This window comes from Cylindrospermopsis curvispora GIHE-G1 (assembly GCF_014489415.1).
Taxonomy (GTDB): Bacteria; Cyanobacteriota; Cyanobacteriia; order Cyanobacteriales; family Nostocaceae; genus Raphidiopsis; species Raphidiopsis curvispora_A.
Genome location: NZ_CP060822.1, coordinates 835,820 through 851,052, shown reverse-complemented (window position 1 = coordinate 851,052; position 15,233 = coordinate 835,820). Strand labels below are relative to the sequence as shown.

At 39.2% G+C, this 15,233-nt stretch carries 12 protein-coding genes; 6 read left to right on the top strand and 6 right to left on the bottom strand.

Going from position 1 to position 15,233, the window contains the following annotated elements; translation table 11 throughout:
* The first annotated feature begins 8 nt into the window (after nt 1–8).
* The 3 genes from IAR63_RS04055 to mutS all read left to right on the top strand — a co-directional run bounded on the left by IAR63_RS04055 (nt 9) and on the right by mutS (nt 4,237).
* The gene (locus tag IAR63_RS04055) at nt 9–437 is read left to right on the top strand and encodes an NUDIX hydrolase (RefSeq protein WP_187706679.1); all 429 of its coding nucleotides are present in this window, start codon (nt 9–11) and stop codon (nt 435–437) included.
* A gap of 22 nt (nt 438–459) precedes the next feature.
* Complete coding sequence (locus IAR63_RS04050) at nt 460–1,536, top strand: AI-2E family transporter (protein WP_187706678.1); 1,077 nt, start codon at nt 460–462, stop codon at nt 1,534–1,536.
* Between the two features lie 133 nt (nt 1,537–1,669).
* Nucleotides 1,670–4,237 carry a DNA mismatch repair protein MutS gene (gene mutS, locus IAR63_RS04045; RefSeq protein ID WP_187707351.1) on the top strand — a complete coding sequence of 856 codons (2,568 nt, stop codon included), beginning with the start codon at nt 1,670–1,672 and terminating at the stop codon, nt 4,235–4,237.
* A gap of 11 nt (nt 4,238–4,248) precedes the next feature.
* Here the strand turns inward: mutS and IAR63_RS04040 are convergent, their stop codons facing one another.
* Nucleotides 4,249–6,564, bottom strand: coding sequence for a putative PEP-binding protein (locus tag IAR63_RS04040; protein WP_187706677.1), 2,316 nt, complete (start codon nt 6,562–6,564; stop codon nt 4,249–4,251).
* A 158-nt stretch (nt 6,565–6,722) separates the two neighbouring features.
* Nucleotides 6,723–7,148 carry a helix-turn-helix domain-containing protein gene (locus IAR63_RS04035; protein ID WP_187706676.1) on the bottom strand — a complete coding sequence of 142 codons (426 nt, stop codon included), beginning with the start codon at nt 7,146–7,148 and terminating at the stop codon, nt 6,723–6,725.
* A gap of 108 nt (nt 7,149–7,256) precedes the next feature.
* Here IAR63_RS04035 and menH point away from each other — a divergent pair, with 108 nt between their 5' ends.
* On the top strand, nt 7,257–8,090 hold the full coding sequence (menH, locus tag IAR63_RS04030; protein ID WP_187706675.1) for a 2-succinyl-6-hydroxy-2,4-cyclohexadiene-1-carboxylate synthase: 834 nt from the start codon (nt 7,257–7,259) through the stop codon (nt 8,088–8,090).
* A 14-nt stretch (nt 8,091–8,104) separates the two neighbouring features.
* Here menH and polA read toward each other — a convergent pair whose 3' ends face one another.
* Nucleotides 8,105–11,080 carry a DNA polymerase I gene (gene polA / locus IAR63_RS04025; protein ID WP_187706674.1) on the bottom strand — a complete coding sequence of 992 codons (2,976 nt, stop codon included), beginning with the start codon at nt 11,078–11,080 and terminating at the stop codon, nt 8,105–8,107.
* Between the two features lie 50 nt (nt 11,081–11,130).
* On the opposite strand from polA, the gene IAR63_RS04020 reads away from it, so the two are divergent.
* Complete coding sequence (locus tag IAR63_RS04020; protein ID WP_187706673.1) at nt 11,131–12,015, top strand: Cof-type HAD-IIB family hydrolase; 885 nt, start codon at nt 11,131–11,133, stop codon at nt 12,013–12,015.
* Between the two features lie 3 nt (nt 12,016–12,018).
* Here the strand turns inward: IAR63_RS04020 and IAR63_RS04015 are convergent, their stop codons facing one another.
* A complete protein-coding gene (locus IAR63_RS04015) occupies nt 12,019–12,810 on the bottom strand; it encodes a hypothetical protein (protein ID WP_187706672.1) in 792 nt (263 codons plus the stop codon).
* A 425-nt stretch (nt 12,811–13,235) separates the two neighbouring features.
* Here IAR63_RS04015 and IAR63_RS04010 point away from each other — a divergent pair, with 425 nt between their 5' ends.
* Nucleotides 13,236–13,955, top strand: a complete 720-nt coding sequence (locus IAR63_RS04010) for a Crp/Fnr family transcriptional regulator (protein ID WP_006278709.1) — start codon at nt 13,236–13,238, stop codon at nt 13,953–13,955.
* Between the two features lie 201 nt (nt 13,956–14,156).
* Here the strand turns inward: IAR63_RS04010 and IAR63_RS04005 are convergent, their stop codons facing one another.
* Together IAR63_RS04005 and IAR63_RS04000 are read right to left on the bottom strand one after the other, a co-directional pair.
* Entirely contained in the window at nt 14,157–14,423 is a 267-nt protein-coding gene (locus IAR63_RS04005; protein WP_187706671.1) for a hypothetical protein, read from the bottom strand.
* 57 nt (nt 14,424–14,480) lie between these two features.
* Nucleotides 14,481–15,119 (bottom strand): hypothetical protein, encoded by a 639-nt coding sequence (locus IAR63_RS04000; protein WP_187706670.1) that lies wholly within the window; start codon nt 15,117–15,119, stop codon nt 14,481–14,483.
* Between the last annotated feature and the right edge of the window lie 114 nt (nt 15,120–15,233).

Below are 15,233 nucleotides of genomic sequence, written 5' to 3'. Positions count from 1 at the left end.
AGGTCATTATGATTAATCATCAAATACCAGAGGTTTCTATAGTTATTCTCTACCAAAATGACCAGTACCTCATGCAATTAAGAGATAATATTCCCCATATTGCCGCCCCCGGTTGTTGGGGGTTATTTGGTGGGCATTTAGAACTGGGTGAAACCCCGGAAGTAGCACTAGTGCGGGAAATCAAGGAGGAAATAGATTATCAATTAGCAACCTTTACAAAATTCGGCATTTATCCTGATGACAACGTGACTCGTCATGTTTTTCATGCACCATTACTAACAGAGTTATCACAACTCACCTTGTATGAAGGTTGGGACATGGGCTTATTAACAGATCAAGATATTATGGCGGGTAGTTGCTATTCTCACAAAGCTGGTCAGGTAAGATACTTAGCACACATTCACCAGAAAATCATGCTGGATTTCATTTATCGCTAGTTGAGAATTGGTATGTACTTTTATGGAAATGACAAATAAATTACCTCGTTGGTTAACCTTTGCCTTGGCTTTCCCCATAATTATTCTGAATGGATGGTTGCTCATTCAGGTCATAAAATATTTTCAACCATTAGTTAGTGTTGTTGTTCTAGCTATTCTACTATCTTTTGTCTTAAATTATCCAATCAAATTTTTTCATAACCTGGGGTTTCCTAGAATCTTAGCTATTGTGGGTGTTTTACTTCTTACAATAGTGATGTTGGGAGCCATAGGCGTGATTTTACTACCTTTGATTTTTCAGCAACTGAATGAGTTAATCAATATTCTTCCCGCTTGGATAAGTTCTGGAACTCAACAATTACAAGCATTTTTGGATTGGGCAGCTACCCAACAGGACTTACCTGTTAATATTATTGGTATAGCTACACAATTGTTGGAGAAAATTTCTAATCAAATTCAATCTTTTACCGGTAAAATCCTAACTTTTGCATTTGATACAATTGGGTTTTTGCTAAACTTAATCCTGACTATTGTTTTAACCATTTACCTCATATTAAACGGGGAAAAATTGTGGGATGGTCTATATGGATGGTTGCCTACCTACCTAAGGGTGAAAGCCAGAGCTTTACTAAAAGAAGATTTCCAAAATTACTTCATTGGACAAGCCACCTTGGGAGCGGTTTTGGGAGTGACCGTAACTCTAACATTTATAGCTCTGAAAATTCCCCTAGCCTTATTATTTGGAATTACCATTGGCTTTTTCTCCCTCTTTCCATTTGGCACGGGTATTGGCATTGGGATTGTAAGTTTATTGATAGCTTTAGAAAACTTTTGGCAAGCGGTAGAAGTGGCATTAATAGCAGTAACAATTGACCAAATTAATTCTAATATTGTTGCCCCTAGACTATTGGGAAATTTGACGGGTTTAAATCCCGTTTGGGTAGTAATCTCTTTACTGGTTGGAGCCAAACTGGGTGGAGTTCTGGGACTGTTAATAGCTATTCCTATTGCCAGTTTTATCAAGGATTTTGCTGATATTTGGCGGGAGGGTCAATTACAGACTGATTCTATGAAGGGAAAGATCACCACCCCTACCTGACCCTAACTTTGAGGTCAAAGCTATAAGTTAAAAAACATTAATAAGAAACATTAAATAATCGTCAAATTCCCATACCTAAAGCTACAATGGCAAACAGTGCAAAAATAAAGTGCTAAAAAACTCCGCATCTCCTATGACCACACCAGAAATTCAACCACCCACCATCCCCATTAATGATATCCACCTGGTAGGAGACCGTAGTAAGCTGAGTAAAATGTATCAGCACTACGTAGAAATGAAGGATAAATATCCTCACGCGCTGCTAATGTACCGTGTGGGGGACTTTTTTGAGACTTTCTTCCAAGACGCAATAACTGTATCCAGAGAATTAGAACTAGTTTTAACTAGTAAACATGGTGGTGATGTTGGTCGCATAGCTATGACAGGTGTGCCTCATCATGCTTGGGAGCGTTACGCTACCCAATTAGTGGAAAAAGGTTATGCTGTAGTAATCTGTGATCAAGTGGAGGACGCATCCCAAGCAGTAGGTTTGGTAAAACGGGAAGTTACCCGTATACTCACACCAGGAACTGTATTAGAAGAGGGTATGCTTAAAGCTAGTCGCAATAACTATTTAGCAGCTGTGGTAATTGCTGCAAATCATTGGGGTCTAGCATACGCTGATATCTCAACAGGAGAATTTTTGACGACCCAGAGCAGTGAGTTGGAAAATCTCACCCAAGAGCTGATGAGATTACAACCTGCAGAAGTGCTATTTCCTACCAATGCACCAGATCTGGGAACTCTACTGAGACCAGGAGAAACTTCACCTTCCCTCCCTCAATGTTTACCACCGACATTTTGTTATAGTTTGCGCTCTCAATTGCCCTTTTCCCAGGGGGAAGCTAGGAGTAAATTATTACAAAAATTTAAATTACGCTCCCTGGAAGGTATTGGTTGTGAGCATCTCCCCCTGGCAGTTCGCGCTGCAGGTGGACTGCTGGAATATATTGAGGACACTCAAAAGCAAAATTCTGTACCTCTCCAGCTATTACGTAGTTATACTCTCAATGACTATCTAATTTTAGACCACCAAACCCGCCGAAATTTAGAAATTTCCCAGACGGTACGCGATGGCACATTTCATGGATCTCTCTTGTGGGCCCTAAACCATACTAGCACCCCTATGGGAGGACGAGCTTTAAGAAGATGGTTGTTACAACCTCTCATTGATATTAAGAGAATTAAGTCACGACAAGATACTATTGAGGAGTTGGTGGAAAACACCCCCCTGCGTCAAGATTTACGGAAATTATTACGGCAAATTTATGATTTGGAACGATTAACGGGTCGCGCAGGTTCTGGAACCGCCAATGCGCGAGACTTACTGGCATTGGCTGATTCTTTTTCTCGGTTACCCGAGTTGTCACAACTGGTAGCAGATGCGCGATCGCCATTTCTCAAGGTTCTAAAAAAGGTTCCACCCATAGTAGAAGAGCTGGGTAAGAAGCTACATGCTTATCTGGTGGAAGCACCCCCAACCCAGTTAAAGGAGGGTGGTTTAATTCGTTCAGGAGTTGATCGTATATTAGATGAGAGGAAAGCTACGGTAGAAGCAGATCAACATTGGATAGCAAACTTAGAGGTTGATGAAAGAGCGAGAACGGGAATTCCTACTTTAAAGGTGGGATTCAATAAGACCTTTGGTTATTACATTAGTATTTCCCGTTCCAAGTCTGACCAAGTTCCTGACAATTACATTCGTAAACAAACACTAACCAATGAAGAACGTTATATTACGCCAGAATTAAAAGAAAGAGAGGCTAGAATATTAACAGCTAGAGATGACTTAAATCAGTTAGAATATGAAGTATTTGCCAACCTACGAGATGAGGTTGGTTCCCATGCAGAAACAATTCGGGACATTTCGCGTGCGGTAGCTGCTGCTGACGTATTATGTGGTTTAGCAGAATTGGCAGTACATCAGGGTTATTGTCGTCCCCAGATGTTAGAGGGAAGGGAGTTGGAAATTATTGATGGTCGTCATCCCGTAGTCGAAAAGTCCTTACCTGCAGGATTTTTCGTTCCCAACTCCACTGCACTTGGTGGCGAACTTCAGGATTCCCAAGAGCAAATTGTCTCCTATCCCGACCTGGTCATCTTAACTGGTCCTAATGCTAGTGGCAAAAGTTGTTACTTACGCCAGTTAGGTTTAATTCAGTTAATGGCCCAGATTGGTAGTTTTGTACCCGCTAAGTCTGCTCGGTTAGGAATTTGCGATCGCATTTTTACTCGTGTAGGGGCGGTAGATGATCTTTCCACAGGTCAGTCCACATTCATGGTAGAAATGAATGAAACCGCTAACATACTAAATCATGCCACTGCTAATTCTTTAGTGTTATTAGACGAAATTGGTAGGGGAACAGCAACATTTGACGGTCTATCAATTGCATGGGCAGTAGCGGAATACTTAGCAGCAGAGATTAAAGCTCGAACTGTTTTTGCTACCCACTATCATGAATTAAATGAGTTAGCAAGTATTCTCACCAACGTAGCCAACTATCAAGTAACCGTCAAAGAATTACCAGACCAAATTATCTTTTTGCATCAAGTGCAACCTGGTGGTGCGGATAAGTCTTATGGGATAGAAGCGGGGAGACTAGCGGGTTTACCACCAGTAGTTATTGAAAGGGCCAAACAAGTAATGGGACAAATTGAAAAACACAGCAAAATTGCCCTAGGATTAAGATCGGGTAACTAGAAACCATTTATTTAACTTTCTAGTTGCTTTCTAGCTGCTGCGAGAATCAGTCTTTGTTCAGCACTAGCAATTGTGTGATAAGTTCTTTCCACCGCTTCTGGTTCTACAGAAATAGAATCTATACCCCATTGTATTAGCTGATCAATAATTTCCGGATATAAAACAGGAGCTTGACCACAAATAGAACAGGAAATACCACCAGCTTGAGCCATTTTAATTAACTGGGAAATAGTCCTCATAACAGCAGGATGACGTTGATTAAGTAGGGGGGATAGGTCTTCTGTTTCCCGGTCCACGCCTAAAATTAATTGGGTTAAATCATTAGTACCAATGGAAATACCACGCACACCAGACTTAATATATTCCGGTAATAAAAATAAAATACTAGGAACTTCTGCCATGATCCACAATTGAAACTGGGGATTTTCAGTTAATCCAAACTCCACAACTTTGCGCTGGCAAAATATAAACTCCTCTACTGTTCTTACAAAAGGGAGCATTAAATAAATATTACTGTAACCATCTTTTTGTAACCTAGCTAGGGCTTTTAATTCTAGTTCAAAGACTCCGGGATTTTTTAAATAGCTAGCAGTCCCATGTTCCCCTAAAATAGAAGCAGGTGGATTTTCCCTACCATGATAGGAAGATAAATCTTGATGATACCAATCTAAAGAACGGTAAAAAATTGGTCGCGGTGTAAAAGCTTGGACAAAGTCCTGAATTTGCTTTGATAACCTGTCTAATAATTCTGTTTCTCTACCATTGGCAATCCAATTGTGGGGATTTTCTCCATGTAGAATATTTAGTAACATTAGTTCAGATCGTAATAGTCCCACACCGTCCACCGGCAAATTTCGTACTTTTTCAATCAAATTTGGCTGACTAAGATTCACCAGCAATTTAGTGCCAATCATCGGTAATATTCGATGGTTACTAAACCCATCATGAACATAACTTTTCTCATGGGAAAAATCAAGATCTTGATTGTCACGAGCGATTTTTTCAGCACCTCTCAAACTATCTTCTGAACCAGAACTATAATACACCTCCCCCCGATCACCATCCAGCAATATTCTCTCCCCAGTTTGAATTATATTGGTCGCATTCCTAGCACTGACTACAGCAGGAATCCCCAATTCCCTAGACAAAATTGCCCCATGACTGGTTAACCCACCTTTTTCAGTAATAATACCCTTAACATTATGTAAGATAGGAAACCAGTCAGTTGTAATTATTGGGGCGACTAAAATGACATCTTTAGGAATTTGCGAGGGTTTGGGCTGGATGTTACCTATTACGTAAGCACTAGCATTTATTTTTCCTTTGGCCGCGCCAATCCCTTTAAGTAATAGATGAGGAGTTACGGATCTAGGAACATTAACTTGAGTGATGTACAGTTTTGGGGGATTGGCAGTAATAGTCCATTTAATAGTTAATTTTCTACCTAGTTCCCTAACTAATTGATTGCCTAAAGTAATAATTTCCTCTAGAAATTCATCTGGTAGTGCATACAGCTTCTGCTTTTCTTGGCTTACTGTATAGGAAAATAAACAGTTGTCATTGGTAATTGCTTTAGATCCATCTACAGAATATGACAGAACCTTATTTCCCAAATGCTTTTCTTCAATCCCACCCGTGTTATGGTTAATGTAATAAACGTCTGGCAAAACCTCCCCCTTGGTAATAGCCATTCCTAATCCGTAAGTAGCTTCCACTTCTAATGCAGAAGTATGAAATTTTATTGACCCCGATGCGATCGCATTTTCCACGGGTTGTACTAATACTGCCAAATTAATATGTTGTAAATTAACACCTACACTTTGCCAATATAGAATGCTTCGAGCCCCAAATATTTGTCCCCAAGTGTGCTTCAATCCATTTGTGATACACTGCTCGTTAACGGCACAAAGCACTGGTTTAAATAAACCAGAAATATTGCCTACAAGACAATTAGCCGATGATATGCTCAAACTAGGACGTAGGATTAAACAATTATCTGTTAAATCTCTACCAGCTTGATAAATTTGGCTTATCCAAGAACTGGGCAGACTAGCACCAATCACTTCTTGTCGCAAACGACTAGACACTTGTTGAAGTTGTCGCCAATTATTGATATCCAAATGTAGGGAGGAGTTGGGTAAATCCGCAATTAGGGATTCAGAACTCGTGAGATTTACCACAAATTCGCGCCACAGATTTGCGGAAAGCACGAAACCAGGAACAACCGGATAGCCCTTTTGGGAAATTCTGCTCAGGTAAAACGCCTTATCTCCAACGAAGGAACAGTCTTCTGGATTGATTTTTTCTAGCCAGTAGAGGTTTTCCACTCAAACAATCACATATAAGCTGAGTCTGTACTCTCAACATATTTACCCAAAATGTTTATTTTTGGGTAAAGGTAAACATTTACTATTTTGGAGTGGACTGTGCAAAATGTCAATTTTTTTGGGAATTTTGTTTTCTGCTCTGGGAAAACTTCCAAGAATTATCCATTTTGAAGTTTCTTCAAATATTCCCATCCTCTTTGAGGATAAACAGTTCTATTTAATATTTTACTCATCCATTGTGAAACTTTAGGTCCATTCCATGCACCCCCATCTTCAGGTTCGGACTGTAAAACTTGCTGCAAATACTGAAGTTGCTCATCGTTCAATAATGGCTTTGTCCCCCGGTTGTTTCTGCGCAGGTCTCCCAGAATCTCTGGACCGTAACGATTATAACTACGAACTAACTCATAAATCCAGGAAACACCATATCCTGTAACATTGGACACCTCTAGAGTTGTTTTCCCCAGTGCTAACAACCAGATGATTTGATAATGACTGCGTTCAATGCTATTCTGTGATTGTCGATAACGTTTTTCTAAGTCTCCAGTACTTAAATGAGGTTCTATCACAACACGTTTTGGCATATTCCCACCCAATAAAGATAATAAGCGTATATTGTGTCCAATGAGTCCACCGTTTGTTATAGGTAGCATAAACCTATCAGGAATTTATAAGGAAGTTATAAGGAATTTGTGAATAAGAAATATAGCTTTTTTGATTCAAGAATCCTATTGCACTATTGTTTAGATTTAAATAGTGATAGGCAAGTAATTATGTTTTTGCATGGTTTCATGGGTAATATTTACGAGTTTGATAATGTCATAAAATTACTAAATAACAATTTTTCCTATTTAACTGTGGATTTACCAGGACATGGGAAGACTGAGGTGTTAGGGGGTAATGATTATTATCGAATGGAAAATACCGCCCAGGCTATTATTAATCTCCTGGATGAACTAAAGATAGAAAAATGCTTTTTAGTAGGTTATTCTATGGGAGGAAGAATAGCACTATATCTCACCATAAATTTCCCGGAGAGATTTATTAAAGTTGTGCTAGAATCTTCCTCACCTGGCTTATCAAAGGATTCCCAGAGAATGATGAGAATAAAAAGCGATGCTGGAATTATCCAGAAGCTAACCAGAATTAGGACCAGAAATGAGTTCGGTGTTTTTTTAAATAATTGGTATAGTCAGCCGATTTTCGGTCAGATAAAAAATCATCCAGCATATCCAAAAATGATAGAAACCAGATTAGCAAATAGTCCCTTGAAAATAGCTAAATCCTTACAATTTATGGGTACTGGATATCAACCTTCACTCTGGCACAAACTAGAATATAATCAAATTCCCCTGCTTTTATTAGTAGGTGAATATGATCAGAAATTTATTGATATTAATACTGTTATATACAATTTAATTCCGGGGAGTAAATTGGTGATAATTAACCGATCTGCACACAACACGCACTTAGAAAATCCCTTAATATTTGTGGAAAACATCATGGAATTTTTTAGAGTTTTTTAAACCTTAGAGAACTTTTACCTTGTTTCCATCCAGTTTTCACCCACATGTATATCCACTACTAGGGGAACGCTTAATTTCATGGAATTCTCCATAAGTGACTTAATTTGTAATTGTAGCTCATCCCACTCACTGGGTGGAACTTCAAAAACTAACTCATCGTGTACCTGTAAAAGTAATCTTGCCTGATAACGCTTTAATACCTCATGTAACCTCACCATAGCAATCTTAATAATATCCGCACTAGAACCCTGAATTGGTGCATTAGCAGCAGAGCGTAATAGTCCCGCATCATAGGGACCTAAATTCTTTAACTTGTTTAGTTCTATTTCTTGTAAATCTTTACCTTTTAACTCCCGTAGGGTTTTATTAGTGAAATCAAAATAACGTCTTCTTCCTAGAATTGTTTCCACATAACCTTGAGAAATAGCCTGTTTCTTAATAGTTTCTAAATATGTAAAAACCAACGGATACCTTTGATTAAATTTCTGAATAAATTCATTTGCTATATTCTTGTCTACACCTGTGGAGCGAGAGAATTTTAATACACCCATTCCATAAATCACACCAAAATTAATAGTTTTAGCAAAACGCCTTTCTTGTGATGTGACATCCTCTTTATCAAACAGTAGTTTTGCCGTCAGACTATGGATATCCTGATTGTTGCTATAGGCTTGAATTAACATTGGTTCTTGACTTAAATGTGCCAATATCCTCAATTCAATTTGGGAGTAATCAGCAGCAACCATTAGCCAACCAGATTCAGGTAAAAAGGCTTTTCTAATTTGTCTGCTAAAAGCTGTACGAATGGGAATGTTTTGCAAATTAGGATTGGAAGAAGATAATCGACCGGTTGCAGTTGCGGTTTGGTTAAAGTTAGTGTGAATTCGTTGAGTTTTGTGATTTACTAATTCTGGTAAAGCATCCACATAGGTTGATTTTAATTTAGCCAATGTTCGATATTCAATAATCGCGTCTACAAAACCAGTTTCATCAACCTCTTGTAGTTTTTCCAGAGTTGGTGCATCTGTAGAATAACCTGTGGAGATCTTGCGAGAATATTTGGTACTTAAACCCAGTTTTTCAAACAGAATATAGCTAAGTTGTTTGGGGGACCCTAGGTTGAAATTTTCTCCGGCAATTTTTGTTGCTTTAATTTCTAAGGTAGCTAAATCTGACTCTATATGTTGGGACAATTGTTGTAGATAAGCAGAATTTATTATTACTCCCCTATGTTCCATTTCCGCTAAGACTACTTCTAGTGGTTGCTCCACATCTACCAACAACTTAAATAAGGCAGGAATTTTATTTAATTCCTCTCTTAATTTACCTACCAGTTGCCAGGTTGCATAAACCTGTTTGCCACAATAATTGGCAACTGTATGGATACTAATATCAGCAATAGTTTTTTGTGGTTCTTTTTTACCTGACTTTTGCACAATATGATCATATTCTGTCAACTGCAATCCTAAATATCTTAATGCTAGGTCAGTTAAGTTGTGGGTGTGATCGGGATTTAATACGTAACTAGCTAACATGGGATCAAATACCACGCCATCCAAGGTAATTCCTTGGTATTTAAAAATCAATCTATCAAATTTAGCATTTTGAAATGTTTTAGGATAGTCCCTACTGGCTAAAATTTTCTCCAGGGTTGATAATACTGTATTTAGTTGAAGATTATGCTCCAGATTAGTTGTTATGTTATGTCCCAAGGGGATATAGGCCACATCATTTTCTCCCGTCCCCCAACAACAACCTATTCCCACTAAATTTGCATTTCTTGGATCTAAATCTGTGGTTTCTGTATCCCATGCAACAGGGTTTTCTGGATCTTTATGCTGTTCTAGTACACTAACCAATTCTCGCAATTTCTCTTCTGTATTTATAATGCGGACTTTAATCTCCGAACTACCTTGTTTTAATGTTTGTGATTTTTGTGCATTTAGCGTATCTGCTGCACTGAAAAACCATAACTCATCATCCGGTGCCAAGTTATTAGTTTTATTAGTGTTAGAGTTATTAGGCTCCCCGGTCAAGGAAGCTGACTGGGAATGGCTAAATTTTTTCTCTATTTCTTCAATCCTGTCTAGAAATTTCTTGAATTCTAATTTCTCCAGAATGGGAATTATCTTAGCAGTATCAAAACCTTTTAAATGACAGTCTTGTATTTTGATTGTTATGGGTACGTCGGTAACTATCTTAGCTAAATATTGGGAATGGAGGGCATTTTCTTGACCTGCAATTAGTTTTTGCTGATTTGCACCGGTGATTTTATTGATATTGGCATAAATTTCCGTCAGGGATTTATAGCTATTTAATAATTTAACCGCCGTTTTTTCTCCAATTCCCTTAACTCCAGGAATATTATCAGATGTATCACCACAAAGAGCTTTGAAGTCTACAACTTGATTAGGTAAAACCCCTAATTTTTCCTTAACGTCTAGGGTGTAAAATTCTTTGATTCCGTTGGCAGAACTTTTTAATGCTTCCGGGGTAAAGTTTAAAACTGTAATCCCTTTATTTTCATCAATAAGCTGAAATAAATCCCTGTCTCCTGATAGGATTTTCACTCGGTAGCCACTATGGAATGCTGTTTCGGCTAAGGTGCCCAATATATCATCTGCTTCATAACCTGGCTGTGTGACAACTTGTATTTTTAATGCTTCCAACAAACTATACAAGTTCACTAAGTCGGGAATGAAATCTTCTGGTGTATCTGCCCTATTTGCTTTATAGTTACTATCTGCTTCATGGCGAAAGGTTGGCCCAGCTAAATCAAATGCTATTGCTATAGCTTGTGGCTGTTCCTTTGCTATTACATCTAATAAGCATTGAATGAAGCCAAAGCAAACATTGGTAGGAATACCTGATTTTGTGCGTAATCCACCTGCTCTACTTTTGGCAAAGGCAAAATAGGAGCGGAAAGCTAGGGAGTGTCCATCTACCAGAATGATGGTAGGATAACTTTTGTCTACAGAATCTAAAATCACTGAGTTGGCCTATGGTTATAATTTGTTGTCGAGATTAAGAACAATCAATAATGGAAGTATGTTTTATTATGGTATCTATCAACAATCAACCGGTAATTAGTGGGGAGATTAAGCTCCTGGTATTGGACATAGATGGTACAATTGCTGGACATGACAATCAAATTAGTGAAACTGTTAAAACAGCTATTGGCCAGGTTCAAAGTCAGGGGATTGAGGTGGCCATAGCTACCGGAAGGATGTATTGCTCTGCTTTGCGATTTCATCAGGATATTAGGTCCAGTTTACCACTAATGGCTTATCAAGGAGCTTGGATTCAAAATCCTCACACGGGTGAGTTACATCGTCACCTAGCTGTTTCTAAGAGCATTGCTGAGCAGTTGTTGGATTACTTTGAACAGCCAGATTTACGCCCTTTGCTTTCTGTTCATTTCTACGTTGGTGATCAACTTTACGTGCGAGAGATGACAACCGAAACCACAATATATGTGGAGCGTTGTGGCGTTACTCCTTTAGCTATTGGCGATTTACGTCAGTTGTTAACTGATCATGGTTCCTCTCCAGGACCCACTAAGGTTTTGGCTTTATCCCATGATGTGGATTTGATTCAGGAACTTTTAGGTAAGTTACGTCTCCAATATACTCCCGCAGAACTTTATATGACAACTTCTGTTTCCACTTTTTTGGAGGTAACTAACCCTTTTGTCAATAAAGGTACTGCTGTGAGATATTTGGCGGAGGAACTACTGGGATTAACCAGTGATAATGTGATGACCATTGGTGATAATTTTAATGATCTAGAAATGCTGGAATATGCTGGCATTGGTGTGGCTATGGGTGGCGCACCTCAACCTGTACAGGCGATCGCCAATTGGGTTACTTCCAGTGTGGAAGAGGATGGGGTAGCAATTGCCATAGAAAAGTTTTTACTTAAATAGTTACTACAACCGAGAAATAGCAGTAACACCCAACTTAACTTCCAAAATATACTTTATAACTACCTGAGTCAAAATCAGCACTCCTATTCTCGCTTTAGCTAATTCCAGATCATGAATTTTTACATATCCCCAAATAGGACAGTTAGACCAAAATTTCTCAAACGCGGAACTTAATTTTTCAGCGACTGCTAACCAATTAATAGAACGCTGAATATAGGGGAATGCCAAATCATCCACAGTGCTCACCAACAGGTGAATGAGATGAATTTCATCCGGTTGATAAAAACGGAGTTTTTGGCAGTGGTCTAACCAAGGTATGGAACCGACTGATAATAGCGGTTGACTGTCAGTGCCATTTTCGACAACTTTTATCCAGCCTTCACGTTTTGCTAAACTAATGAGTGAAACACACCTGGCGTAAGCATGTTGAACAGCAAAAATGCTCAACGAATTATAGACAGAACCATGGCTCCGAATTTGGGATTCCACCCCCCAGTCTAGTATAGGTTGCCAATTATGATCTTTAATTGTGAGTCTATGTAGCCAAGATGCTATAGTCAAGTCAGTTGGTTGTATATGAATGGAACCAGTTGTGGGAACCTGAACGTCAAAAATATCGCTGTTGCTGGCGGAAAAATGGCTTGCAATTAAATTAACCAGATCAAGTTTATGATCAGTTAGTTTACCAGGTGCTAAAAAATTATCCCTAGGGAAGACTTGCAAAGCTACACCAGCAATATATAATATTTTTTTACCATTTGTATCTTGGTATAGAGGTAATTTTCCTCGTTCCATCCATAGAATTTTCTCATTCTTAGTATAAACACTTAGAAAATTCACCAAATGGATATATACTAAATGTTTAACTGAGGTATACTTCTGAAATAGTAGCCAGTGTTGCACGTAGTCAAACAGAAAACTCTTAGGGTTATCCCAATTTTATCCTGTTCCATCTGTCTTAAGATAGAAATTTACTCTAAGTGGAGGAAAATGAGGGTAGGATAAAATTTCATGAGTAATCCATGAATAATCGGTAAACTTCACTACTCTCATGGCTAAGAAGTATAACAAAATAGTAGATAGCAACATATACCCATATTAGCTGTCTACATTTTGGATGGCTGACACCACTGGGTGTTAGGCCTACCCTGTTAACACCAAGACACTCCTTGCGCCCTTTAATTTAATCTTTGTCTTGAGTTGAACGCTATTTGTTACCTATGCAATCTCAATCATCTTTTTCCGAAGCATCACGCCCATTTTTAACCTGGCAACGAATTCTTGACTGGGCACAAGAACACTACCGCTGTCGGACCTTCAGTAAAGACGAACGCATTCCCGCTAGACCTGGGTTGCTATATTTAGTTCAAAGAGGTGCCATCCGCATGGTGGGAACAGCACAAGTAAGTGCTACTGCTAGTCAACTAACATCCAGACGTATCAACAGAACTCCTGAGGAAGCATTTTTGGGTTTTGTAGGAGCAGGACAACCATTTGAAATAGTTGCCCAGTCCCCATTTACACTCCAAGCTTATGCCCACGTTGACCAAACTGCGGTTCTGTGGATGTACTGGCATGATTTAGATAACTGGCCTCACTTCCGCCGTGAAGTTATGGATGCTTTTAGATACCAACATCAACGCAAGTTGTTATGGTTAAGTGCTTTAGGTCAACGCCGCACCATCGATCGACTCCTCGGATTTCTTACCCTGTTGATTGAGGAATACGGAGAACCAGCAATGAGTGAGACTGATCCTGATGTCATTCGTGGCTATTGTCTACCTTTCCCCCTTACCCATGCCCAAATTGGTAGTGCGATCGGTTCTACCCGGGTCACTGTCACCCGCTTGATGGGTAAGTTACGTCAACGTGGACTAATTCTCACCCAGGGTGACAATTTGATTTGCTTACCAGCAGAATCAATTAACAGAGTTAGTTAAGATCTCCATCAACACTAAATGCGAACCCCACAGTTTCCTCTGTGAAATTTATCATCCATAGCAAGCAGGTATGAGTGAAATATGACGAATTCACATGTTATTATTCCCGTACCTGCCTTAATCGCATTTACTTATGCCCCACCTGGGCGGAGGCGACCCCGAACCCCCACCCAGTATTAACTTTTACCCATCAACCCTTTTCTAGTCCTTGTGACAACGTTTTTGGTAATATTCCAGTATCTGCTGAATTCTTTGTAAATCACTATCAGGTCGCCAGGAAATGCATAGAGACTTGATTTGACTTTGGTAATAATCAAACTCTAGAGATGTTTGAGTAACTAACTCCACATCTACCCCTTTTACCTGGCATAAATGTGCAGCTATTTCCCTATATACAGCCAAGGGTAAATAGGGGAATTCAATTTCAATCCTGGTTTCAGTTTGTGTTATGGTCGGCATTGTTTTCATATTTTTTATATGTATAAATCCTATTTATAGCTCTAAGCCCGGGGAAAGAGGTAAAACCTAGCAAAGTTCATTCCCATCTTCTGGAAACTCTCCCTTGACAACCTTCTTGATTTCTACCCCAAACTGCTCTAAAACAACCACTGGGTTATCGCACTGATTGATTTCTATCCGCTTAATTAAAATACCATTAGGCAATTTTTCCCCAGCTTCCACATAACGACCAGTGGGATCCTCGGGTAGTGCAATAATTGCCCGAGCCTGTTTATCAACTAAAATTACACCGCTCACTAGAATGTCCTGTGCTAATTTAGTGTCCGGTACTTTTGGCAACAAAGGTTTTACAGAATTTTGACCTTTAATTACCACTGGTTTTTTTGGCGGATTAGGACTAGCATTCGTGCTCATTACCACAGAAGGCAATGTGGAGATTTTTTGTGGGACCCGGACAATTTCCCCAAAAGGGTCACGTCTAGCCTTTGGCAAGGGTCTGGCAGAACTGTTTTGGGTGGTTGATGGCGTAACCTGAATGTTATTGCTTTTAACTACCGGAACAATTTTAGCAGGAACAACAGGATTGGTCAACTGAAAACTAGCTGGGGGTTTTTGGCCTTCTCCCGGGGAATTTGAACTGTTCTCCAGACCACACCCACTAATAGCCAAACTTGAAATAGCTAACGCTATAATTTTCGCGCTCATTGAGGTAAGTGGATTTAGGGATTGAGTTTAAATGTGAGTTATTGTTGTTTGTACAGTTAGTCATTTGAGTAAGCCCTGGTTTAGAGCTTCTAAATCCAGGGGCTTAGGTTTGTT

Bases quoted from the DNA above. Each gene is read 5' to 3' on its own strand.
- IAR63_RS04055 (WP_187706679.1), top strand. From the start codon at position 9: ATGATTAATCATCAAATACCAGAGGTTTCTATAGTTATTCTCTACCAA.
- IAR63_RS04050 (WP_187706678.1), top strand. From the start codon at position 460: ATGGAAATGACAAATAAATTACCTCGTTGGTTAACCTTTGCCTTGGCT.
- mutS (WP_187707351.1), top strand. From the start codon at position 1,670: ATGACCACACCAGAAATTCAACCACCCACCATCCCCATTAATGATATC.
- IAR63_RS04035 (WP_187706676.1), bottom strand. From the start codon at position 7,148: ATGCCAAAACGTGTTGTGATAGAACCTCATTTAAGTACTGGAGACTTA.
- IAR63_RS04020 (WP_187706673.1), top strand. From the start codon at position 11,131: ATGGAAGTATGTTTTATTATGGTATCTATCAACAATCAACCGGTAATT.
- IAR63_RS04015 (WP_187706672.1), bottom strand. From the start codon at position 12,810: ATGGAACGAGGAAAATTACCTCTATACCAAGATACAAATGGTAAAAAA.
- IAR63_RS04010 (WP_006278709.1), top strand. From the start codon at position 13,236: ATGCAATCTCAATCATCTTTTTCCGAAGCATCACGCCCATTTTTAACC.
- IAR63_RS04005 (WP_187706671.1), bottom strand. From the start codon at position 14,423: ATGAAAACAATGCCGACCATAACACAAACTGAAACCAGGATTGAAATT.
- IAR63_RS04000 (WP_187706670.1), bottom strand. From the start codon at position 15,119: ATGAGCGCGAAAATTATAGCGTTAGCTATTTCAAGTTTGGCTATTAGT.